The organism is Streptomyces nodosus, assembly GCF_008704995.1.
Classification (GTDB): domain Bacteria; phylum Actinomycetota; class Actinomycetes; order Streptomycetales; family Streptomycetaceae; genus Streptomyces; species Streptomyces nodosus.
In genome coordinates this window covers 253,496-276,054 of the sequence record NZ_CP023747.1, presented here as the reverse complement: position 1 = coordinate 276,054, position 22,559 = coordinate 253,496, and the positions used below count along the sequence as shown (strand labels likewise).

Annotated in this window: 21 protein-coding genes and 1 pseudogene; 19 read left to right on the top strand and 3 right to left on the bottom strand. The window is 69.5% G+C overall.

What is annotated here, in order from left to right:
* Positions 1-14: 14 nt before the first annotated feature.
* The 13 genes from CP978_RS01410 (at position 15) to CP978_RS01345 (ending at position 15,183) form a co-directional block, all read left to right on the top strand.
* A complete protein-coding gene (locus CP978_RS01410; RefSeq protein WP_043436875.1) occupies positions 15-1,070 on the top strand; it encodes an amidohydrolase family protein in 1,056 nt (351 codons plus the stop codon).
* Positions 1,067-2,725: a thiamine pyrophosphate-binding protein gene (locus CP978_RS01405; protein ID WP_043436873.1), complete on the top strand. Its 1,659-nt coding sequence runs from the start codon at positions 1,067-1,069 to the stop codon at positions 2,723-2,725. Before CP978_RS01410 ends, CP978_RS01405 begins: the two co-directional genes overlap by 4 nt.
* Positions 2,726-2,754: 29 nt before the next feature.
* The gene (locus CP978_RS01400; RefSeq protein WP_052453912.1) at positions 2,755-3,672 is read left to right on the top strand and encodes an ABC transporter substrate-binding protein; all 918 of its coding nucleotides are present in this window, start codon (positions 2,755-2,757) and stop codon (positions 3,670-3,672) included.
* Between the two features lie 36 nt (positions 3,673-3,708).
* Positions 3,709-4,881 (top strand): DUF3500 domain-containing protein, encoded by a 1,173-nt coding sequence (locus CP978_RS01395; RefSeq protein WP_052453911.1) that lies wholly within the window; start codon positions 3,709-3,711, stop codon positions 4,879-4,881.
* On the top strand, positions 4,878-5,750 hold the full coding sequence (locus tag CP978_RS01390) for a hypothetical protein (RefSeq protein ID WP_227745282.1): 873 nt from the start codon (positions 4,878-4,880) through the stop codon (positions 5,748-5,750). Before CP978_RS01395 ends, CP978_RS01390 begins: the two co-directional genes overlap by 4 nt.
* A gap of 66 nt (positions 5,751-5,816) precedes the next feature.
* Positions 5,817-6,821 carry a substrate-binding domain-containing protein gene (locus tag CP978_RS01385; RefSeq protein ID WP_227745281.1) on the top strand — a complete coding sequence of 335 codons (1,005 nt, stop codon included), beginning with the start codon at positions 5,817-5,819 and terminating at the stop codon, positions 6,819-6,821.
* Between the two features lie 15 nt (positions 6,822-6,836).
* The gene (locus tag CP978_RS01380; RefSeq protein ID WP_043436866.1) at positions 6,837-7,688 is read left to right on the top strand and encodes an amidohydrolase family protein; all 852 of its coding nucleotides are present in this window, start codon (positions 6,837-6,839) and stop codon (positions 7,686-7,688) included.
* A 74-nt stretch (positions 7,689-7,762) separates the two neighbouring features.
* Positions 7,763-8,455 carry a GntR family transcriptional regulator gene (locus CP978_RS01375; RefSeq protein WP_043436862.1) on the top strand — a complete coding sequence of 231 codons (693 nt, stop codon included), beginning with the start codon at positions 7,763-7,765 and terminating at the stop codon, positions 8,453-8,455.
* A gap of 26 nt (positions 8,456-8,481) precedes the next feature.
* Entirely contained in the window at positions 8,482-10,071 is a 1,590-nt protein-coding gene (locus CP978_RS01370; protein WP_043436861.1) for a carboxylesterase/lipase family protein, read from the top strand.
* 22 nt (positions 10,072-10,093) lie between these two features.
* Complete coding sequence (locus tag CP978_RS01365) at positions 10,094-11,131, top strand: ABC transporter substrate-binding protein (RefSeq protein ID WP_043436859.1); 1,038 nt, start codon at positions 10,094-10,096, stop codon at positions 11,129-11,131.
* A 32-nt stretch (positions 11,132-11,163) separates the two neighbouring features.
* Complete coding sequence (locus CP978_RS01360; protein WP_227745280.1) at positions 11,164-12,030, top strand: ABC transporter permease; 867 nt, start codon at positions 11,164-11,166, stop codon at positions 12,028-12,030.
* Positions 12,031-12,141: 111 nt separating this feature from the next.
* Positions 12,142-13,383 (top strand): lactonase family protein, encoded by a 1,242-nt coding sequence (locus tag CP978_RS01355; RefSeq protein WP_063839030.1) that lies wholly within the window; start codon positions 12,142-12,144, stop codon positions 13,381-13,383.
* Positions 13,384-14,367: 984 nt separating this feature from the next.
* Entirely contained in the window at positions 14,368-15,183 is an 816-nt protein-coding gene (locus CP978_RS01345) for an alpha/beta fold hydrolase (protein ID WP_079161948.1), read from the top strand.
* Positions 15,184-15,387: 204 nt separating this feature from the next.
* Here CP978_RS01345 and CP978_RS35170 read toward each other — a convergent pair whose 3' ends face one another.
* Together CP978_RS35170 and CP978_RS35165 are read right to left on the bottom strand one after the other, a co-directional pair.
* Complete coding sequence (locus CP978_RS35170) at positions 15,388-15,861, bottom strand: hypothetical protein (protein ID WP_043436856.1); 474 nt, start codon at positions 15,859-15,861, stop codon at positions 15,388-15,390.
* A gap of 237 nt (positions 15,862-16,098) precedes the next feature.
* Positions 16,099-16,497 carry a hypothetical protein gene (locus tag CP978_RS35165; protein ID WP_174498593.1) on the bottom strand — a complete coding sequence of 133 codons (399 nt, stop codon included), beginning with the start codon at positions 16,495-16,497 and terminating at the stop codon, positions 16,099-16,101.
* Here CP978_RS35165 and CP978_RS01335 point away from each other — a divergent pair.
* Positions 16,381-17,162, top strand: a protein-coding gene (locus CP978_RS01335) for an IS5 family transposase (protein ID WP_162484966.1) whose coding sequence is annotated in 2 segments (ribosomal slippage) — positions 16,381-16,708 and positions 16,708-17,162 — 783 coding nt in all. Because the reading frame shifts where the segments join, the coding sequence is not laid out codon by codon here. The genes CP978_RS35165 and CP978_RS01335 overlap by 117 nt on opposite strands.
* A 60-nt stretch (positions 17,163-17,222) precedes the next feature.
* Here the strand turns inward: CP978_RS01335 and CP978_RS01330 are convergent.
* Positions 17,223-17,603 carry a hypothetical protein gene (locus tag CP978_RS01330; RefSeq protein WP_043436849.1) on the bottom strand — a complete coding sequence of 127 codons (381 nt, stop codon included), beginning with the start codon at positions 17,601-17,603 and terminating at the stop codon, positions 17,223-17,225.
* Positions 17,604-17,678: 75 nt separating this feature from the next.
* Here CP978_RS01330 and CP978_RS01325 point away from each other — a divergent pair.
* From CP978_RS01325 to CP978_RS01305, 5 genes and pseudogenes are all read left to right on the top strand, one after another.
* Positions 17,679-18,445 (top strand): annotated as a pseudogene (locus CP978_RS01325) (transposase).
* A gap of 227 nt (positions 18,446-18,672) precedes the next feature.
* Positions 18,673-19,632: an ABC transporter ATP-binding protein gene (locus CP978_RS01320; protein ID WP_043436846.1), complete on the top strand. Its 960-nt coding sequence runs from the start codon at positions 18,673-18,675 to the stop codon at positions 19,630-19,632.
* The gene (locus CP978_RS01315; protein WP_043436843.1) at positions 19,629-20,486 is read left to right on the top strand and encodes an ABC transporter permease; all 858 of its coding nucleotides are present in this window, start codon (positions 19,629-19,631) and stop codon (positions 20,484-20,486) included. Before CP978_RS01320 ends, CP978_RS01315 begins: the two co-directional genes overlap by 4 nt.
* Before the next feature lie 90 nt (positions 20,487-20,576).
* A complete protein-coding gene (locus CP978_RS01310; RefSeq protein WP_227745278.1) occupies positions 20,577-21,878 on the top strand; it encodes a sensor histidine kinase in 1,302 nt (433 codons plus the stop codon).
* On the top strand, positions 21,875-22,552 hold the full coding sequence (locus CP978_RS01305) for a response regulator (RefSeq protein WP_043436836.1): 678 nt from the start codon (positions 21,875-21,877) through the stop codon (positions 22,550-22,552). Before CP978_RS01310 ends, CP978_RS01305 begins: the two co-directional genes overlap by 4 nt.
* The last annotated feature ends 7 nt before the right edge of the window (positions 22,553-22,559 follow it).

Here is a 22,559-nt window from a genome sequence, read left to right as displayed (position 1 = left end):
CGCAAGGAGCTGCCATGCTCATCGACTGTCACGGCCACTTCACCACCGCCCCTCCCGCTCTCGGCCGGTGGCGGGAGAAACAGATCCGCGCCTTCGAGGACTCCGGCGTACGCGTCCCACCCGACGAACTGTGCATCAGCGACGACGAGATCCGCTCCGCCATCGAGCAGGGCCAGCTCAAGCTCCAGAACGAACGCGGCACCGATGTCACGCTGTTCTCACCCGGCGCCGGGAAGATGGCCCACCATCACGGTGACGCGCAGACGAGCCTGGACTGGTCCCGCGTCACCAACGACCTGATCTCCCGGGTGTGCGGGCTGTTCCCCGGCAGGTTCGTCGGCGTCTGCCAGCTCCCCCAGTCGCCCGGGGACGCGCTCGAGGAATCCATCTACAACAGCGTCGCCGAACTGGAACGCTGCGTGAGGGAGCTGGGCTTCGTCGGCGCCCTGCTGAACCCGGACCCCTCCGACGGCAACTGGCAGGCCCCACCGGTCACCGACAGGGTGTACTACCCGCTCTACGAGAAGATGGTGGAGCTGGACGTCCCGGCCATGCTGCATGTGGCCATGTCCCGCAACCCCGCGCTGCAGGGCACCTGCGCCCACTACCTGGCCGGCGACACCGCCGTGTTCATGCAGCTGTGCCAGTCGGACCTGTTCCGGGACTTCCCCGGTCTGAAGGTCGTCATCCCGCACGGCGGCGGCGCCGTCCCATACCACTGGGGCCGCTACCGGGGCGTCATGCAGGACCAGGGCCGACCTCCGCTCGAGGAACTGGTCCTGAACAACGTCTACTTCGACACCTGCGTGTACCACCCGCGCGGCATGCAACTGCTGGTGGACGTGCTACCGGCCGAGAACGTGCTCTTCGCCTCGGAGATGATCGGTGCCGTCCGTGGTATCGACCCCGAGACGGGACACCACTTCGACGACACCAAGAGCATCCTCGACTCCGTCACCGGCCTGTCCGACGAGGACCGTCGGCTCATCGAGTCCGGCAACGCCCTGCGTGTGTTCCCACGCCTGAAGAACCACAAGCACCTGGCGAATGCGGAGGCGACGGCCCGATGAAGGTCTATGAAGCCATGGCCGAGGCGTTCGTCCAGGAAGGCACCCGGGACGTCTTCGGCATGATGGGCGACGCCAACATGCACTGGATGAACGCCCTCGCCGAGCGCGGAGCGCGGCTGTTCGAAGTGCGGCACGAGGGTTCCGGCCTCGGTATGGCAGACGGCTGGGCGCGAGCATCCGGCCGGCCCGGAGTGATCACGACGACCAGTGGTCCGGGCGTCTCGCAGCTCGCCACCTCGATGATCGTCGCGGCGCGGGCCCGTACCCCGCTGGTCGCGCTCTGCGGCGAGACCGCCTGGGGCGACAAGGCTGCCGCGCAGTACCTCGACCAGGGCCGCTTCGCCGCCGCCATCGAGTGCGCCTACGTCCACCTCGACCGCGCGGACCAGGCACAGGAGGTCGTGCAGCGCGCCTTCCACCTCGCCCGTACCGAGTCGCGCCCGGTCATGATCAGCGCGCCGATGGACATCCAGACCCATGAATTCGGCGACGCCCTGGACCTGCCGTATGTGCCGTCGACCCAACTGATCGACCGGCAGCGGCCACTGCCCGACCCCGAGCGGATCACGCGCGCCGCCGACATCGTGCAGGCGAGCAAGCAGGTCGTGATCATCGCGGGTCGCGGCGCGCGCCAGGCCGACGCCGGTGAGGGCGTGCTGCGGCTCCAGGAACGGACAGGGGCACTGCTCGCCACCACGCTGCAGGCGAAGAACTGGCTGCGGGAGCGGACCGAGCACCACGTGGGCATCTCCGGCCTGTTCGGCAACCGGGTGGCGATGGAGCTGCTGCAGGAAGCCGACTGCGTGATCGCGGTCGGGGCCAGCCTCAACCACTACACGACCGAGGCCGGTTATCTCTTCCCCGAGGCGAAATACGTCCAGATCGACACCGCCGAGCATCTGGTGATGGGAAACGGGGCCGCCGCCGACGTCTATGTCCGCGCCGACGCGGTGACCGCGCTGGACGCGCTGGACCAGGAGCTCGCCCGCCGTTCCGTACGGATCGATGGCTTCCACACCGCGGAAGTCCGCGGCCGGCTGTCCGCCCCACTGGTCGACCCCGCCGACTTCGTGCGGGAGCCGGGCCGGATCGACCCGCGTGAGGCGATCACGGTGCTGGACGAAGAGCTTCCCGGCGAGATCGACCTGGTCCTCGGCAGCGGCCACCAGACGGACTTCGGAACCATGCTGTTCCAGCGCTCCCGCGAGATCGTCTCCAACTACGGCATGTTCGGAGCGATCGGGCAGGCCCCGATGCTGACCATCGGCAAGATCGTCGCGGACGGCGGACGGCCGTCGTTCGTGGTCGAGGGCGACGCGAGCTTCCTGATGCACCTGCCCGAGTTCGAGACCGCGTGCCGGTACGGCGTGCCACTGCTGGCCGTCGTCATGAACGACGAGGGCCTCGGCGCCGAATACCACAAGTCCGCAGCGAAGGGGCTCGACCCGGAGCTCGCGATCATCCCGACACCGGAACTCGGCGCGGTGGCGGTGGCCCTCGGCGGGTCCGGCGCGACCGTCCGCACCACGGACGAGCTGCGCGCGGCACTCGCCGCGTACGTCCGTGAGCCCCGCCCGACCGTCATCGACGTCCGCATCACGCGCAAGGTGCTCAGCCCGCCCTACCGGCGCCTCTGGTACGGCGAGGACGTGTGAGCCGGACGAGGAGCAAGGAGACCACAGCCGTGAACATCCCCTCCGCAGCAGACGGGGCACTGGACGTCCTGCTCGGGGACTACCCGCACACCCGCGTACTCAGGGACGGCACGATCCCCGTGGAGGACGTCGAGTGCCGCTTCCTGACAGCCTCACCGCTGCACTCCGCCTTCCCACGCATGGTCCGCGGTCTGGAGTTCGACGTCTGCGAGATGCCGGTCGCCACCTATCTGCTGGCCCGTGACGCGGGCGTGCCGGTCACCCTGCTTCCGGCCGTGCTGATCGGCGCCACGCACCACCACTCGCTGACCCGACTCCCCGACGGCCCCGACCTCGACCCGCGGCGCCTCGCGGGCCACCGGATCGGAGTGCGGTCCTACGGACAGACCACCGGGATGTGGGTACGGGGGATCCTGCGCGAGGACTACGGCGTCGACGCGTCGGACGTCACCTGGGTCACCACCGAGGACGCGCACGTCGCCAGTTATGTGAACCCCCCGAACGTCGAACGGTCGCCCACCGGCGCCGTCGCGGCCCTCCTACAGGCCGGGGACGTGGACGCCGCAGTGCTGGGGCCGCGCGCCATCGGTGTCCAGGGCATCCCCCTGGTCCCGGTGATCAAGGACGCGGAGGAAGCGGCCGCGGCATGGACGGAACGCCACGGGACCGTGCCGGCGAACCATCTGCTGGTCGTCCGTGACGACGTCCTGCGCTCCCGGCCCGACGCGGTCACCGCCCTGTTCCGGGCGCTTGCCCGGGGCATCGACGAGACCGCCGCCGAGCGGGACCTCACCACCGCGGCGGGCCGGGCGGTCACCGCCGGATGGAGCGACACACTCGCCCGGGGTCTGGAGGTCGCGGCCCGCTACGCCCTGGAACAGGGACTCGTCAGTGCCCCCGTCGACCTGGCCCGCATCCAGAAGGACATGGCGTTCCTCGAAGGCTGAGCGGACCGGCGACCACCACCAGAAGGAGAAGAGGCGATGGAAGGCATGGACGACTCGGAACTGCGGGTGCGGCCCTCGGCCCCCACCCGCAAACCGGAACTCTGGACACCGGAACTGCTCGCCAAGATCGACTGGCGCCGCGAAGCGGCCGACGAGCCGCTGCGCGGGGTGGTCACGTCCGACGGACCGGTCCCGGATCTGTACCCGCTGAACGCAACGGGGGCCGACACCAACCGGATCCGCGAGGCGACCGCCGCCTACCTGCGCGCACTCACCCCCAACGAACTGCACGACGCGCGTTTCCCGATGCGGGACGTGACCTGGCGCCACTGGAACAACGGGGCACGCTACTTCCTGCGCCACGGCCTGTGCCTGGAGGAACTGGACGACATCAAGCGGCAGCTCGCCCTGGACGTCCTCCACGCCGGCCTCAGCGACGCCGGGTACCGCCAGGTCGTCGACCTGATGCACCTCAACCTGACCATCGGAGAGATCCGCGGCGAGACCGACAAGCTCAACGAGTGGCTGTACTGGTTCAGCGTCTACGGCGACCCGCTCGGCGAGGGCCCGTTCGGCTGGCAGCTCGACGGCCACCATGTGAACGTCAACTGCGCCCTGGTCGGCGACCACATGGTCCTCACCCCGACGTTCCTGGGCGCCGAACCCGAGACCGCCCACGGCGGCAAGTACGCCGGGACGACCGCCTTCCGCGCCGAGGAGGCCGCGGGGCAGCAGCTGTTCGCCGGACTGTCGGCGCCCCAGCGACAGCGGGCCACGATCGCCGACGAACTGCCGAACGAGCTGTTCGTCGGCGCCTTCCGGGACAACTGGGAGCTGGACTTCGCAGGCCTGCCGCTCAGCGGCCTGACCGGTGACCAGCGGCGCGCGGCGCTCGAGCTGATCGCCCTGTACACCGACCGGGCCGACCCCGGGCATGCCAAGGTCCGGATGAACGAGGTCCTGGCGCACGAGGGCAACACCTGGTTCGGGTGGGTCGGCGACCCGGACGGCGTCTTCTACTACCGCCTGCACAGCCCGGTGATCCTGGTCGAGTTCGAGCACATGCCGGGCGTGATGTACGCCAACGATCACCCGACCCGCCGGCACATTCACACCATCGTGCGCACCCCGAACGGGGGCGACTACGGCGCCGACCTGCTGCGTCAGCACCACGCACGGCATCCCCACAACGGACCGAGGAGAAAATGATGAAGGTGGTTCTGGGCCGCGACGACCTGGCCGCGGCGGCCGGGACGGCCGTCGAGGAGACCGGGACACGGTTCGAACGGCTGGGCACCAGGCCGATCCACAAGGCCTCCCGTGGCTTCGTCGACGGCACCGGCGCCGATGTGTGCGAGCTCGCGATCGTGACCCTGCTGCAGGCGGTCGCCCAAGGCCGTGACGTACTGCTGCTGCCGATCACGGCCCTCGGCCGGGACCAGCACCAGACGCTGGTCACGATGGGCCGGCTGACGGTGCAGGCCATCGAGGGGCACAGCGTCGGGGTGCGCGCCTGGAGCCAGACCACGGGTGTCTGGGTGCGCGGCTTCCTGACCGAGAGCTACGGCGTCGACCTGCGCAAGATCGACTGGCGGACCTACGAGGGCGCCCACGTCGACGGCTGCGAGGACCCCTCCTGGGTCACCCGTGCGCCCGAGGGCGCCGAACTGCCGGCCGACTTCCTGGACGGACGGGTCGAGTTCGGGATCATGGGCAACGAGCTTCCCTCGGACGACCGGATCCGCACCGCCATCACCGACGCGCGCAAGGTGGCCGCCGAGTGGGCGGCAAGCACCGGCTTCACTCCCGTCAACCACGTCGTCGGCATGACCGGGGCGGCGGCCCGCGAGCACTCCCCGGCGATCCTCGCCGCGTTCGACGCGATGCGTGCGGCGGCGGCCACGGCGCCGACCGCCGCGATCGACCCGGTCGGCTTCGCGGGTCTGCGCGGCCCGTTCACCAGGGCCGCCGCCTACGCCCTGGAGCAGGAGGTCGTCCCGCGGGCCGTGGAGTTCGACGCCATCGTCGACCGCACCTGCGCGGCCCTGGGTGTCCCGGCGTCCCGCCTCGGCGGCTGATCCCGGCGGCCGATCCGCACGGCTCGCCGGACCCGGCGGCCGGTTGGCGTCGGAGCGCCCCACCGAATGACAGACGAAAGGCAGGAAATGGAGAAGCTCTCCACCGCCCTCGGGGACTACGCGCACGCGCGTGACATCCCCGCCCCGGTGACCGACACGGCCACGTACGCCGTCGAGGAGATAGCGGTCAGGCCGGTCATCGGCGCCTACCGACGGATGATCCGGGACCTCGAGTTCGACGTGTGCGAACTGGCACCGGTGTCCTACCTGATGGCCCGCCAGGCCGGCATTCCCCTCACCGCGATCCCGGTCTTCCTCAACCGCCGCTTCCACCACGGCGACATCCAGTGCGGCGCCCGCTCCGGCATCCGGGTGCCGCGCGACCTGGAGAGCCGCCGAGTGGGCGTGCGCGCCTACTCGGTCAGCACCGGAGTATGGGCGCGCGGCGTCCTCACGTCGGAGTACGGCGTCGACATCCGCAAGATCACCTGGGTGGTGGACGACGACGACCACGTCGAGGGCCGAGTGCCGCCCAACGTGGAGCGCGTCACCGACGGCCGCTCGCTCGGCGAGCTGCTCCGCGCCGGTGAGATCGACGCCGCGTTCACCGGCAACGCCGGCACCGGCCGCGCGGGAGCGCCGCGCAGCGGCTGGACCGCGACAGCCGAACCACGGGCGAGCGACGGTGACACCCCGTACCCGCTGTTCCCGGAGGCCGACATCGTCGCCTCGGACCACCACCTGCGCACCGGCGTCTACCCGTTGCACTCCCTCATCGCCCTGCGCGCGGACCTCGTCGCCCGCGACCCCTCGCTGGCCACCGCGCTGTACGCGGCGTTCGCCGAGGCCAAGCGGCGGCAGCTGGCCATCGACCCGGACTGGACCGAGCTGCCGCGGTTCGCCCGCCAAGCCGCACAGACGGGCGGCGATCCCGTGCCCTACGGAGTGGCCGCCAACGAGCCGAGCCTGGCCGCTCTGGTGCGCTACTCGCGTGACCAGGGCCTGCTGGACGCGGACTTCGCCGACGACCCACGTGCGCTGTTCGCCGACGGCGACTACCCCGACGTCTGACAGGAGCGAAGATCCATGGACATCATCGACACGCACTGCCACGTCATCGCCCAGGACCAGAACCGGTATCCGTGGTCGCCCATCGGCGGGAAGCCGTCCGCCTGGGCCACCTCCCGGCCGGTGACCGCCGAAGGCATGCTCGCCCGCATGGACGAGGCAGGCATCCGGCAGTCCGTCCTGGTCCAGGCCACGACCGCCTACGGCTACCGCAACTCCTACGTCCTCGACAGCGTCGCCGTCCACCCGGAACGGCTCCTCGCGGTCGGCACCTTCGACCCGCTCACCCTCGACGCCCCGGCGCGACTGGCCTCGGCCGTCGACGTGCGGGGTCTCGCCGGGGTCCGGCTGTTCACCAGCGGCAGCACCGTGCCCACCCAGGGAGAGTGGTTCGCCGCACCCGAGGCGGACCCGTTCTGGCACGCCGCCGGAGAACTCGACGTCACCGTCTGCCTCCAGATGCGGCTGGGTGCGGCCACCGGACAGCTCGTGGACGTACTGGAGCGGTTCCCCACCGTCCGGGTGCTCCTGGACCACATCGGATACCCCGACATCGCAGCCGGTCCGGAACGTGCCGGCAAAGAGGTCGCCGAGCTGGCCGGCCATCCGGGTCTGTATCTGAAGCTCACCCACCGCAACCTGGAGCCGCTGCACGCGGCGGGGGAAAGGGCCATCGAGTTCCTCACGCCCGTGATCGAGTCCTTCGGCGCCGGGCGCATCGCCTGGGGATCGAACCTTCCCGCGGCCGAACAGCCGTTGACCGAGCTCGTCGACCTGGCGCGCACCGTGCTGGCACCACTGCCCGCGGCGGCCCGGCAGGAGATCTTCGCGGGAACCGCACGCCGCCTCTACCCCTCACTGGCCGGGTAGGAACCCGCCCCCCCGTGCAGCCGGCCGGGTGCACACCTCGGCTCTCAACCCCGCGGAACGAAAGGGCGCTCGAGGTGGACCACGACGGTGACGCTGCCGCACCCGAGGCGAGAACATCGGGCACCAGGCAGAGTCAGACCTACGACGGGCTTCGCTCCCTGCTGCTGTCGGGGAGCATCGCCCCCGGCACGCGGCTGACCGAGGCGGACCTGACCCGGATGTTCGACGTGTCTCGGAGCACCATGCGATCCGTGCTGGTACGGCTGACGCAGGAAGGCTACGCCACCAGTGAGGTCAACCGCGGGGTGCGGACCCGCAGCTTCTCAGTGGAGGAGGCGGCGGACATCCTGGAGGCCCGCGAGACGCTGGAGTCCGCTCTGGCCGGCAAGGCGGCCGAACGCGCCACCCCCGGGGAGATCGAGGACATGCGCCGCACCCTCCAGGACATGGAGGAGGTGAAGACCCGTGGGGACCAGGACGCCTACTCGGGCGGCAACCGGCGCTTCCACCAGCAGATCAAACAGGCCTCGCACCAGACGACCCTGGCCCGTGCCTACGACACGCTGCTCTACCCGCTGGTGATGCGCCAGTACCGCAACCTGTCCGCGCAGCACCCGAGGTCCGGGTCGTTGGAGGAACACCAGGCCATCTTTCTCGCCATCGTCACGCGTAATCCCGATGCGGCCGTCGCGGCGATGCGCCATCACGTCGGCTCCGCCCGAAGGGCGTTGCTGCTGGACACGTCCCCGGTGTCGCGAGTCGTCTGACGACCGGCCGGGGTGGGAAGGACGTCATGCGTCACACCGTGGACACCGAGGCCGGGCCCGTCGAGGGAGTACCGTGCCGGGACCGGTCCGTCACCGTCTTCCGCGGCATCCCCTACGCCGCCCCGCCGGTAGGTGACCTGCGCTGGCAGGCGCCGCAGCCGCCGCGACGCTGGGAGGGTGTACGGCGGACCGGCCGGTTCGGGCCCATGTGCCCGCAGGCGCCGACCGACGCGGCCGCGACCGGTGTCGACGTCCCCATGAGCGAGGACTGCCTGAACCTGAACATCTGGACGGGCGCACCCTCCACCGCGGAACTCCGCCCGGTCCTCGTGTGGATCTACGGCGGCGGCTTCCGCGAGGGCACCGGGGCACATCCGCGTTATGACGGCGAGAAGCTGGCACGAAAGGGCCTTGTCGTCGTCACCTTCAACTACCGTCTGGGCGCCTTCGGTTTCCTCGCCACCGCCGAGTTGAGCGGGGAGTCCGGACACGGCTCCTCCGGCAACTACGGGCTGCTCGACTGCGTCGCCGCCCTGCGCTGGGTACGTGACAACATCGCATGCTTCGGCGGCGATCCTGGCAGGGTCACCGTCGCCGGCCAGTCCGCGGGCGCCGGCATGGCCAACTTCCTGGCCATGTCCCCACTCGCCAAGGGGCTCTTCCACCGGGCTGTCGCGCAGAGCCACGCGCGCTACGCGCGAGACCCCGAACTGCGCTACCTCTCCACTTCCTACCGCCTTCCCGCCGACGCCGAGACGGCAGGAGACCGCTACGCACGGGTGCACGGCGCACAGACCGCGCGCGAGCTGCGGAGCCTGCACTGGCGCAAGCTGGTCGACGGCCGTCATCCCGTCGACACGACCGTAGAGACCGGCGGCACGGCAGGACCCCCTCTCTTCCGTCCCGTCGTCGACGGCTGGGCGATCCCCGCCGGCTACGACGAGACATACGCCAAGGGCGCGCAGAACGACGTCGACTACCTCACCGGGAACAACCTCGACGAGAGCGGCGCCGTACCCCAGACGATGGTCGCCGCACTGCGTGCCGGACGGCGCACGGTCCGCCCCGGATCGCCGCCGGTCCACGTGACGCTGGAGCAGCATGTCACGGCGGCCCGGCGCAAGTTCGGGCCGCTGGCCGAGGAGTTCCTGCGGCTCTACCCGGCCACGACGGACGACGAGGCCGCCGCGGCCGGCAGCCGGGCGGCACGGGACAACTCCCGTCTGTCGACCTACCTGTGGGGCACGGACTGGACCTGCCACACCACCGGCAGCCTGCACACCTACTTCTGGACCCACCGCACCCAGGTGCCGGGTGGCGGCCCGAGCCGGGCGTCCCACGGCTCCGAGATCGACTACGTCTTCGGCAACCCCGCCGACGGCACCACGTCGTGGACCGAAAAGGATCACGACATCGCCCGAACCCTCTCCTCCTACTGGATCAACTTCGCCGCCACCGGCGACCCCAACGGCAGCGGCCTACCGCACTGGCCCGCATTCGCCGCCGACGCCGGCTCCGTCATGGAGATCGGCGCGCGGTTCCAGTCCATCCATGTCGCGGACCCGGTGCGCACCGATTTCTGGATCCGCTTCTTCAGCACCCGACAGGCCTGGTGAACAGGTGAACAAAGGAGTTCCCATGAGACCCCGTACGACTGCCCGCTACCTGGCCTCCGCCACCGCCGCGATCCTCGGCGCCGCGCTGCTGACCGCGTGCGGCGACGACGGCTCGACCTCGGTCGGTGCGGACGGCACGACCACCGTCTCGGTGGGTGTCAGCGGCAACGTCTTCGACCTGTCCATCCGGCTGGCGGATGCGAACGGCTACTTCGCCAAGCACAAGATCAAGGTCAAGTATGTGACGCTGACCGCCTCGACGGGTACCTCTGCCCTGGAGTCGGGCTCGGTGCAGTTCCTCAACTCCAGCCCGACCGGGTTCCTGGCCGCCCTCTCCAAGAAGCTCCCGGAGATCTCGGTCGCCACGAACGGCGGCGGCAACCCGCTCGGCGTGGTCGTCAGCGACGAGTTCGCCAAGAAGCACACGCTCACCGCCGACACCCCGGCGGACCAGGTGGCCAAGGCCCTGGCCGACTCGACGGCCGGAGCCAGCTCCGCCAACACCAAGGCCGAGGCGGGCATCTTCCTCAAGGCCCACGGTGTCGACCCGGCCAAGCTGAGGTGGGTCTCCCTGCCGAGCCCGGCCGCGGACAAGGCCGCACTCACCAAAGGCGAGGTCGACTGGTTCATCACCTCCGAGCCGATACCGCTCCAGGTCCAGCACCAGGGCGACGGCGTCGTGGTGGCCGACTCGGCCAAGGTGCCCGAGTGGGCCTATGAGCAGGCCGGATACGGCCAGGTCGTGGTGACGAAGAAGAGCTACGCGCAATCCAACGAGACCGTCGTGCGGGGATTCGCCACCGCTGTCCAGGAGGCGACGGCCTACCTCAGCTCGCATCCGTCCAGCGACGAGAAGGTGCTGGCCGCGGCACGTGCGACCCTGCCGGGCACCCCTGACGACGTGCTGAGCGCCTCGGTCAGCCAGGTGAAGTGGCCGGCCAGCGCCCGACAGGACGACGACGACTGGAAGAAGACCCTTGCCTTTGTCAGGGACGGCATCGGCGCGGTGCCCGACGCATCCGTCTCTTCCGACAACTGGACCAACACCTACCTGCCGTGACGCGGCCGAACACACATGGAAAGGAGCAGAGCATGGCAACCGTCACCGACAAAGCCATGACCAGGCCCGACCCCGGCACGGCGGCTCCGGCCGCCACGAGGGCGCGCGCCCGTCTGCAGGGCACCGGCTCCATCATCGTGCTGCGCGTCCTGGTGATCCTCGTCGCGCTCGTCCTGTGGCAGGTGATGAGCGGGCCCGTCGTGCCGGAGTACGCGGTCAGCAAGCCCACCGACGTGTACGACGCGCTGACCGACATGCTCGGCTCGGCGACCGGTTGGACCGATATCAAGGTCACCACCATCGAGGTCCTGGCAGGCTTCGGCCTCGGCGTCGCCGCCGGAACGGTGATGGGTCTGGTGCTGGGCTCCTTCCCGCTTCTGGGAAGGGTGCTCGAACCCCTTGTCGCGGCCGTCAACGGCATCCCGAAGATCGCACTCGCCCCACTGTTCCTGCTGTTCTTCGGCATCGGCTCCTGGTCGAAGATCACCATCGCCATGACCGGTGTCGCCTTCGTGGTCTTCTACAACGTCTACCTGGGGCTGCGGCTGAGGGAACGCGAACTGGTCGAAGTCGTCCAGGTGATGGGCGGGCGCAGACACCACGTCCTGGGCTACGTGACCCTCCCGACGCTCGCCGCGCCGTTCTTCGCCGCACTCAAGACCGGCGGGCCGCTGGCCATCCTCGGCGTCATCGGCGGTGAGTTCATCGCCTCCTCCGAGGGCGTGGGCCACGAACTGTTCACCGCGGCCCAGAACCTCGACGCCGCCGCCGAGTTCGCCGGCCTGATCGTCCTCGTCGCGCTGACCCTCGCCCTCAACGGCGTACTGACCGCCTTGGACGCCTACGCCCTCAAACGCCTGGGCCTCGCGGCCCGCCGTCGGCCGCGGCCCAGGAGCTGACCTCCAGGCCTCAGCACAAGAAAAGGGACCATCCTGATGAACGAATCCCCGCCTCCGCCACCGTACGCCGGCCGCGGTGACCGGTCACCGCTGCGGCCTTCACGAAGAGCCGTGCTCACCGCCGTCACCGCCGCCTCGGCCCTACCGCTGCTGTCGGCCGTCCCGTCCGCCGCCGCTCCCGGCTCCCGGGGCCACGATCTGCTGTACATCGGCACCTGGGGCCAGAACCAGGTGCACGCGGTCAGGTTCGACCCCGTCGGCGGCACCATGACCCCGCTCGGGCGGGTCGCGGAGATCAGCTCCAGCTGGGTCGCGGTACACCCCCACCGCCCGGTCCTCTACGTCGCCGGCGCCGAACAGGGCGGGTTCATCCGCTCCTTCCGCATCGACGACAGCACGGGAGCAGTGCGGCAGACCGGGGAGATCGAGACAGAGCCCGCCCCGACCGGCAGCGGCGGACTGTCGTACATCGCACCCACCGCGGACGCCGGCGCCCTGCTGGTCGCCGACTTCGCGGCGGGCTCCGCGGTGACCGTCTCCCTCACCGGGGACGGCGGACTCGGCGCTGTGGCCTCCAGCGTGCAGGACGCGGGCTCCGGCCCCGACCCGCGGCAAGCCGGGCCGCATCCGCACCATGTGGTCATCGACCCGAGCGGCAGGTTCGCCCTGGTCGTGGACTTCGGCGCCGACCGGGCGTTCGTCTACGACTACGACCGGGCCGCACACCAGTTGTCCGCCGGATCCGCCGGGCCCGGCTCCTTCGCCACCGCACCGGGGTCGGGCCCGCGACGCCTGGCCTTCCATCCGGACGGGCGAACGGTCTACCTGCTGAGCGAGCTGACCGCAGAACTCCAGGTCCTTGACTGGGACGTACGCCATGGGATGCTGACGAGCCGCCAGCTCCTGACGACGAACGCACCGGATCACACCGGCTCCACCAGTGCAGCCGAACTGGTCATCGCCCGCGACGGCGGGTACGTCTACACCTCCAACCGTGGCGACAACGCCCTGGTCGTCTTCTCGGCCGCCCGGAGGACCGGCCTGCTCACGGAGGTCCAGCGCGTCCCCTGCGGGGGTGTCACCCCATGGAGCATGTGCCTGCACTCCAGCGGTCGGTGGCTGTTCGTGGCGAACGAGGCGAGCAGCACCGTCAACCTCTTCCGCGTCCACCCGAGGTCCGGCCGACTCACGGACACCGGTAGGTCCGTGGCCGTGCCCAACCCCGCCAGCATCAGTGTCCGCCACCCTGATGTCGGCGCCGCGGGTTCACCCACTTCTGACCACAGGACACCGCCAGCTGCTGCCAGTCACCCGGCAGCGCCGGCGGATCTTCTGCTCGGATTCCGGGGGTGACCTCGCTGGGGCAGGCCCGTGCTGCGGGTCGTTTCACGTCCGTCCATGAGAACTGGTGGCAGCGGCGAAGGCCGCCCACTGTCTACCGGGCGGGGGCTTGGCCGCGGTTGCTCTGGAGGCCCCGTGCCTCCGGGCCGAGGTATGCCTCGGGTCGGCGCCAGTAGGCGGCACCGAATCGGTCGGTGCAGTCATACGGGATCAGGATCTTCTCGATGCGGGCGCCTCCCCGCAGCGCAACCAGCCGGTGCGTCAGTCAGGCGAGCATGTCTCGAACACCGCACGGGGTGCTGCGTGATGAACGCGGCATCTCGCCGGTTCCGCAGTGGCGATGAGGTCGACGGATATGGCCACTGTTCCGCCTTGAGTTCTTCGGGACGGACACCGGTCGGTGGCACCGGCGACCGCCACCCGACCGCTCTGGGCGGCGAACATGACTTACGTCCGCACTTGGAGGGCTGGGGCCACGTCGCGTTCTGTCCTGGACGTCGTCTCCCGGACGAATGTCAGCTGGTAGGCACTGAACCGCATGCGGATTCGAGCTCCGCCGGAGATAACGCTCTGGCGGAGACAGATCAGGACCGATTCCGGCCTTATCCGTTCCCAACGACCGCGGCTCGCAAGGCGCTTGCAACCAGTCCACCGACCGGCTCGTCGGCATCGGTGCCGCCGCTTCGGTCGGCTCCGTTGCGGACTCGTACGACGACGCGAAGGCCGAGTCGAGCGACGGCACGGGGCATGGCGGGACTTCGACCAGGCCATCTTTCAGTGAGCTTCTTCAGTCTGGCCACTGATCCGGGGATGGCTGAGGGTGCGCGACAGACGAGGCCCTCGGGTTGTTGATGGGCCCGGCGGTCTCGAGCTGAACGGCCTCACCGAAGACAGTGCACTGGGTTCTGTCCGGCGGATCACCAGCATGCCCGAGGGACTGCTCCAGCCGCAGAAAATCGGTGGAGCTATCCGGGCAGACAGTGCAACGGTCCCAGTATGTCAAGCGCGGTGGAGTTGTCAGAGTCCTTTATGTCGTTCGAGTCTTTTGATGGGACTGCCGTCACGTGCCGACGGATCGGATCCGGAGCGCCGGTCGTCATGGTTCATGGTTCCGGTGGTGGGTTGCATTCCTGGCAGCCAGTGGCTGAACGGTTGGCCGACCGGTTCGAGCTGTGGACACCGGCCCGGCGCGGGTATGCCCCCAGCGGGCCAGGCCGGTCGCCGAAACACTTTGCCGATGAGGTGGGGGATCTAGGGGCGCTGATCGACAAGATCGGCCGCCCCGTGCACCTGGCCGGCATGTCCTACGGCGCCACCGTGGCTCTGCACGCTGCAGCAGCCGGGCTTCCGGTCCGCTCGCTGGTGCTGTGGGAGCCGCCGTTGTATGCGGCGGGCGAGGAACTGGCACCCGTCCTGGCCCGGTTCGAGGAGCTGACCGCGCGCGGTGACCGGAGGCAGGCCGACCGCCTCCTGGCGGAGGTCGTGGCCCGCGTTCCGGCTGTACTGCTGAACCTCATGGACGCAGGCAAGCCAGCCGGCGAGGAGCCCGACGATGCGCACGGCTGGTGCCGCGATCTCGAATCGATGGCCGCGGACACGGCGGATGTGGAGCGGTGGTCCGCCGCCACCGTCCCGACGCTGCTGATGCGAGGGGCCGACACCTGGCCGCCGATGCCGCAAACCCTGGACCGGCTCGCGAGCGTACTGCCCCACGTCACACTCACGACGTTCCCCGGCCAAATGCACTTCGCACCGTCGGCGATTCCGGACACCGTGGCAGCGGAGATCGCCCGCTTCCTGCCACGATCCTGAAGCCGCCCGAGGATCGATCCTCCGCCCGAAGCGGACTCGATCCACACGGACCGCACGAGCCGCGCCCTCACATGACCAACTGCCGTCGGCCGGTCTCGGAATTCAGCCTGGCCTGCCAGCAGATGCTCGTGCGGCGACCGGACGCAGCCCCGCTCAGACGAGAAGGAGGACGCCTCGGGGAGGTTGGTCATGTCACGGTTTGAGTCAGAGGCGGATCGAGGCTACGACGATGGTGCCATGGAAGACATAGGCGCGCTTGTCCTGACGCGTGGACACGGCGCGGGAGTGCTTGAGCCGGACGAGGCGTGTGCTGTCATCGCTGTCCGTGAGGTGGGACTCGTCTCGGAACCGGCCACGCCGGTGGCGTGTGTGACTCTTGGTGTTGGCGGTACCCGACACGAACGGGTCCTGTCGGCAAGGCCGTTCCTCAAGCCGCCCCGTGCCTCTGCCCTTTTGGACTCCGGATGTGTGCGCCGGCCGGGAGGCTCGCCCGCCGTTGGTCGCATCTCGGGGGGATTCGCTGGAGCGCTGCTTACCGCCGAGCCAGCCGTAGCGAGTGGCCCTGATGTCGCCCTGCGGGTTGCCGTACTCGTCGTAGGCGAGTGCGGTCGGGGTCTGGCTGGTGTCCAGGGGGAGCTCCACGGTGACGTCGCCGTGGATGTCCGTCAGCTGGAGCACGGTGTCGCCCGTGGCGCTGGTGACGGCGTCGAGGTCCCCGCCGATGTCCTGGACGTTGCGGCTGATCGTGGAGTTGGTCTCCTGGATCCAGTCGGGGCTGTCCCCGTCGGAGTCGTAGTGGTTGGTCTTGGATTCGGTCTGGGTCCAGGCGCCGTCGCTGCCCTGGGTTTCGGTGGTCCAGGCGGCGAGGCGGCCGGCCGCGTCCAGGCTCCAGGTCTGCCTGCTGGTGCCGGAGGTCTACTGGCGGACGAGGTCGTTGGCGTAGTAGCCGATGGTTGTGCCGGGCGCCTGGGTGGTGGTGCGGCCTAGAGCGTCGTCGACCGTGCCGGTGACGACAAGCCGGTCGGCGCTGTCGTACGAGTACGACGTCGTCGTCGCGCCCGTGCTGGTGCAGGGCGCGCCCACATCACCGGTCGACGTGGCCAGGGCGGTGCGGTTGGTGTTGGCGTCGTAGGTGTAGGCCTGGTCGCGCGTGCCGCCGGTGGTGCCGGTGTCACGGATGGTCTGGCCGTGGACGCTCTGCTGGGTGGCGTCGGCGGCGATGGCCTCGCCGTCGCTGTCGCGGGTGTAGTGGTGTCGGGTCGGCCTCGGGTGCCGGACCGGCAGGCGTTGTGCGGGATCCTGTTCGTGCTGCATACCGGGATCCAGTGGGAGTACCTGCCGCAGGAGTTGGGCTTCGGCTCGGGTATGACCTGCTGGCGGCGCCTGGCGGCATGGAACGAGGCCGGCGTCTGGGACCGGTTGCATGTGCTGCTGCTGAAGAAGCTGCGGACGGCGAAGAAGCTGGACTGGTCGCGGGCGGTGATCGACTCGTCCCACGTCCGGGCGGCCCGGCGGGGCCCAAAAGCGGGCCCAGCCCGGTCGACCGAGCACGGCCGGGCAGCAGGCACCACGTCCTGACCGACGGCCAGGGCATCCCGCTCGCCGTGTCGCTGACCGGAGGCAACCGCAACGACGTCACCCAACTGCTGCCCCTGATCGACAAAGTCCCGTCCGTCGCCGGTGCCGTCGGCAGACCACGTCGGCGGCCGGACGCCCTGCTCGCCGACCGCGGCTACGACCACGACAAATACCGTCGCCTGCTCTGGCAGCGCGGCATCCGCCCGGTCATCGCCCAACGAGGACAGGAACACGGCTCCGGCCTTGGCGCCTTCCGGTACGTGGTCGAAAGAACGATCGCCTGGCTCCACGGCTTCCGTCGTCTACGCATCCGATGGGAACGACGCGACGACATCCACGAGGCCTTCCTCGGCCTCGCCACCTGCCTGATCACCCACCGACACGTCCAACGCCTTTGTTAGGACCTCTAAGGGCTGTCCCGCAAGTGCTGTTCACCTCCAACGGGCGACAGCCCGCGGCAGTCAACAGAAGATGAGCTCGACCTCCTTCTCCAAGCAGTACTTCATGACGGTGACCAGTTGGCGCACGTCGTCGATGCGTCGCTCAAGGACGGGGTCCCCATCCTGGTGTTCCCGCTGGTCGGTGATTGCTTCCAGCCTGGGCAGCATGGCCGCGCATTGAGCGGGCGCGAGAGAGCCCTCGTCGTCTGGATGGTCGAGGAGCGGCGCCAGCGTGGTGGAGATGCTGCTCCACATGCGGTCGCCACCGAGTCCGTCCATCTCCGCAAGGGTGAACCCCTCTGCCTGAGCCAGCCACTGCCTGAACATGTTGAAGCCGGTGTAGGACCAGGAGACGTCTGGGCTGGTCACGTCGTCGTCTCCGGGGGAGAGCATGAGCCCCATCCTGTTCCTCCTTGCTTACCCGGGGCCCAGGATCAGCCGCGGGGAGACGTGTCGGCAACTGAAATGATCTGTCGTATGGCTGGTGTGATCACGGCGTCGGAGTCCTCGTGGATAGCCCCGTTCACCGGGCTGAGCCCGCGTGCCTTTGCCGAACTGGTGACGGTTCTGCGGCGCGAGGGTGCGGACGCGGTCCGCAGGGGCCGGCCGTGGAGCCTGTCGTTGGAGGACCGGGCCCCGCTGGTCGCGACGTATTGGCGCACAAACTTGACCATGCGCCAACTGGCGCCGCTCTTCGGGGTTTCCAAATCGGCGGCGGATAGAATCTCGATCACCTCGGGCCGATGCTCGCCCTCCAGCCCCGCAAGCGGTTCGCGAAGGACACCGTGCCGATTGTCGACGGCACCCTGGCGCCCACCCGGGATCACGCTGTTGCCGAGCAGTCGATGAACTACCAGTACTCCACCAACCACCAGGTCGTCATCGACGCCGACACCCGCCTCTTCGTGGCCGTCGGCCGGCCCCTGCCCGACAACTGAAATGACTGCAAGGCATGGGAGGAGTCCGGCGCGAAGGACGCTGTCGGCACGACCATAACCATCGCCGATGGCGGCTATCCGGACACCGGGTTCGTGATGCCCCACCGGCGCCGCAAGGGCGAGGAGCTGCCCGGCTGGAAGCAGGCCCACAACAATTCCCACAAGCAGGTTCGCGCCCGCGTCGAGCACGTCTTCGCCCGCATGAAGACCTGGAAGATCCTCCGCGACTGCCGCCTCAAAGGCGACGGCGTCCACCACGCCATGCTCGGGATCGCACGGATACACAACCTCGCCCTCGCCGGATAGTTCTTCGCTACCGGCCCACTTTCCAGCCTTCGCCGACAGCCCTGCCTGATCGGAACCCGGCCAGCCCTTCTGGCCTGGGTACCACGGTGCCAGGACACCCGGTACCGCAGTACCGGCCCAGAGGACCAGGACAGTACTCGGGTACCAGTGGCGGACTGCCCCGGATCCCTACCTTGGTGAGGACACAGGCCAGTTCGGATCCGGCCTATCGGACGTGAGGAAGCTCGATGATCGACGTACAGCACCTGACCAAACGGTATGGGGACAAGACGGCTGTGGACCGGCTGGACTTCACGGTCAGTCCCGGTACGGTCACTGGCTTCCTGGGCCCGAACGGCGCGGGCAAGTCGACGACGATGCGGATGATCGTCGGCCTGGACGCCCCGACCAGCGGGTCGGTCACCGTCGCCGGCCGCCGCTACGCCAGGCACTCCGCGCCGCTGCAGGAGGTCGGCGCGCTGCTGGAGGCGAAGTCGATGCACCCAGGCCGCTCCGCCTTCCACCACCTGATGGCGCAGGCGCACACGCATGGCATCCCGCGCCGCCGGGTGGAGGAGGTTATCGAGATGACGGGCCTGCAGGCCGTCGCGAAGAAGCGCGCGGGGGCCTTTTCGCTCGGTATGGGCCAGCGCCTGGGCATCGCTTCGGCCCTGCTTGGCGACCCTGCGACGGTCATGCTGGACGAGCCGGTCAACGGCCTGGACCCGGAGGGGGTGCTGTGGATCCGCAACCTGCTCATCGGCTTGGCCGCCGAGGGCCGCACTGTCTTCGTCTCCTCGCACCTGATGAGCGAGATGGCACTCGTCGCCGACCACCTGATCATCGTCGGGCGGGGCCGACTGCTGGCCGACACCTCCGTGCAGGATCTGGTCCGCCAGGCCGGCGGCGACACCGTGAAGGTGGCCACGGCGAGCCCGGCCCGCCTGCGTGACCTCCTGGTGGGTCCGGGAGTCGAGATTACCGGACGTGCGGGATCAGAGGAGCTGCAGGTCACCGGCCTGTCGGCGCGCGCCATCGGGGTCAAGGCCGCGGAGGCCGGGATCGCACTCTTCGAGCTGACCTCTGCGAGTGTGTCGCTGGAGGAGGCGTTCATGGCACTGACCGGCGACTCCGTCGAGTACCACGGTCGTACCAGCCCTGAGACGGCTGATGCGGCCTCCGAGGAAAAGATCGGGAGCGCGGCATGAGCACAATGACGACTGAGTCCCCGGTCGCCGCCCCCACGAAGCCAGCGCGCCCCACCTACAGGGTGACCGTTCGAGGGGTCCTGCGCTCGGAGTGGACCAAGCTCTGGTCGTTGCGCTCCACCTGGATCATGCTGGGGCTGGCGCTGCTGCTGCTTGTGGGTTTCGGCGTGTTCGCCGCGGTCCGCTACCGCTCGCAGGTCGACGCGGGGCAGTCGGCGTCGGGGCCTTTCTCCGGTGCCTTCTCGGACGCAAGCGCCGTGAGCCTGTCCGTCTTCGGGATCAACCTCGGCCAACTGATCATGGGCACGGTGGGCGTCCTGGTCATGGCCGCCGAGTACTCGACGGGCATGATCTCGTCCACGCTGGCGGCGGTTCCACGGCGCTTGCCCGTCCTGTGGTCCAAGGCCGCGATCTACGCGACGGTCTCCTTCGCCGTGGGCAGCGCCGGGGCGCTCGCAGCGTTCCTGATCGGCAGGCCTTTGCTGTCCGGGACGCCCGCGGCGCTGTCGCCATCAGACGCGGGGGTGCTGCGCAGCCTGCTGGGGAGCGGGCTCTACCTTGCCCTGGTTGGCGTGATCGGCATTTCCCTGGGCGCCCTGCTGCGCTCGGTGGCCGGAGGCATCACGGTCCTGGTCGTGCTGCTGCTCACCGTCCGGGGGCTGACCACGCTGCTGCCCGCGTCCTGGGACCAGCACATCAGCCCGTATCTGCCCAGTAATGCAGGGGCGTCCATGTACACACTGGCACTGACCCACGACGCGCTGTCCCCCGGCGGCGGGCTCGCCGTGCTGCTGGGATGGACCGCGCTGGCGCTCGTCGGCGCCGCCATCCGTCTGAAGCGCAGCGACGCCTGACGCAGGCGGGACGGGGAACGCAGGGGGGGCGTCACCAGGCACGGGCCTGGGGCGTCGCCCGCGCTGGCCGCCGATGATGGAGGAGTGAGTGTGACGACGCAGAGCCCGATGTGGAGCCATCCACAGGCCGAACGGTGGGTCGGTGCCGGACGACGACTGCGGCACGCCGACCGAAGACGGCCGTGGGTGCTGGACGTCTGCGTCGTGCTGGTCGTCCTGCTGGCCATCGGCATCCCGGACCTGATCTCCGAGGCTGCCTTCGCCAGGAAGGCGGGGCTGCCCACGACCGGGATCATTGGCCTGCAACTGGGCCTCACGCTTCCTTTGCTGTGGCGGCGCAAGAAGCCCTCCGCCGCCCTCGCCGCCGTGCTGGCGGTCTTCCTGATCCAGTGGCCACTCGACGTCCTGCTGAACACGGACATCGCAGTGTTCGTCGCCCTCTACAGCCTGGCCCGGCACGGTCGCCTGCGGCACCTCGCAGTCGGCGGCGCGTGGGTGCTCGCCGCCCTCGTACAGGCGGCGCTGCGGGTCCCCGACGCCATTTCCCCGATCGGCGCACTGTTCTTCCTCTGGAGCACCGCCACCGCTGCCATGGCATTGGGACTGGGCCTACGGGTCAACCAGGACTATCTGGCGGCACTACGACGGAGCGCAGCACAGCTGGAGATCGAACGCGAACAGCGCGACCGACTGGCCGTCGCCGCGGAACGCACCCGCATCGCCCGCGACATGCACGACATTGTGGGTCACCACCTCTCCGTCATGATCGGACTCGCCGACGGAGGCGCCCAGGCGATCGGGGCGGCCCCGGAACGCAGCAGACAGGCCCTGCAGCTGATCAGCGGCAGCGGCCGCCAGGCCCTCAGCGAACTGCGCCGCACGCTGACCGTACTGCACGACGAACAAGACCAGGACGCCGCAGAGCAGCCGGCCCTCCACCCCCAGCCGGGCCTCTCGGACCTTGCCTCCCTGTGTGACCGCGTCCGCGCCGCCGGCCCGGAGATCACCCTCACCACCACCGGAGGACTGGTGACACTGGACACCGGAACCCAACTCGCCGCCTACCGGATCGTGCAGGAGGCGCTCACCAACATGCTGAAACACGCGGGCAAGAAGACCCAGGCATCGGTCACCGTGTCACGGGACGCCGACGCCCTGCACATCCGTATCGAGGACACAGGACCCCCCACCGCTTCCACTCAGTCCCAGCCATCGCGTGAGAAAGAGGCCAGTGGCGCTGGGCACGGCATTGTGGGCATGAAGGAACGCGCCGCCGTGTACGAGGGGACGGTCACCGCTGGGCCACGCCCGGGTGGTGGTTGGACCGTACACGCCGCGCTCCGCGTGCCCCCCGCTCTCACGTCGCGAGGACGAACGGCCGAAACGGCATGACGACTGTACTGATCGCCGACGATCAACCACTGCAACGCCTGGCCTTCCGGATGCTCCTGGAAACCACACCTGGCTTCCAGGTCATCGGCGAGGCCGCCCATGGCGCCGAGGCGGTGCGCCGAGTCGCCGAACTGCGCCCGGACGTGGTCCTCATGGACGTGCGGATGCCCGGCATGGACGGAATCGAGGCCACCCGCCGCATCGCCGCCACCGGCGGCCGCTCCCACATCCTGGTCCTCACCACCTTCGACCTGGACGAATACGCACACTCCGCACTACGCGCCGGAGCCAGCGGCTTCCTGCTCAAGGACGCCCTGCCCGAAGAGCTGCTCGCCGGAATCCGAGCCGTCGCCTCGGGCGACGCGGTCATCGCCCCCAGCCTGACCCGCCGTCTCCTGGACACCTATGCCCACCGACTCCCCAGGCACCCGCAGGACGGGCAAGCCGAAAGCGATCCGAGGATCCGCTCCCTGACCGAACGAGAGCATGAGGTGCTTCTCTCCATCGGCCGAGGCTGGACCAACACCGAGATAGCCGAAGCCCTGTCCCTGTCCGAGTCCACCGTCAAAACCCACGTTGGAAAAGTCCTCGCCAAGATCGGAGCCCGGGACCGGATCCAGGCCGTGATCCTCGCCTACGACCTCGGACTCGCCCGCCCCAGCGATCCCGCCTGACACGGAC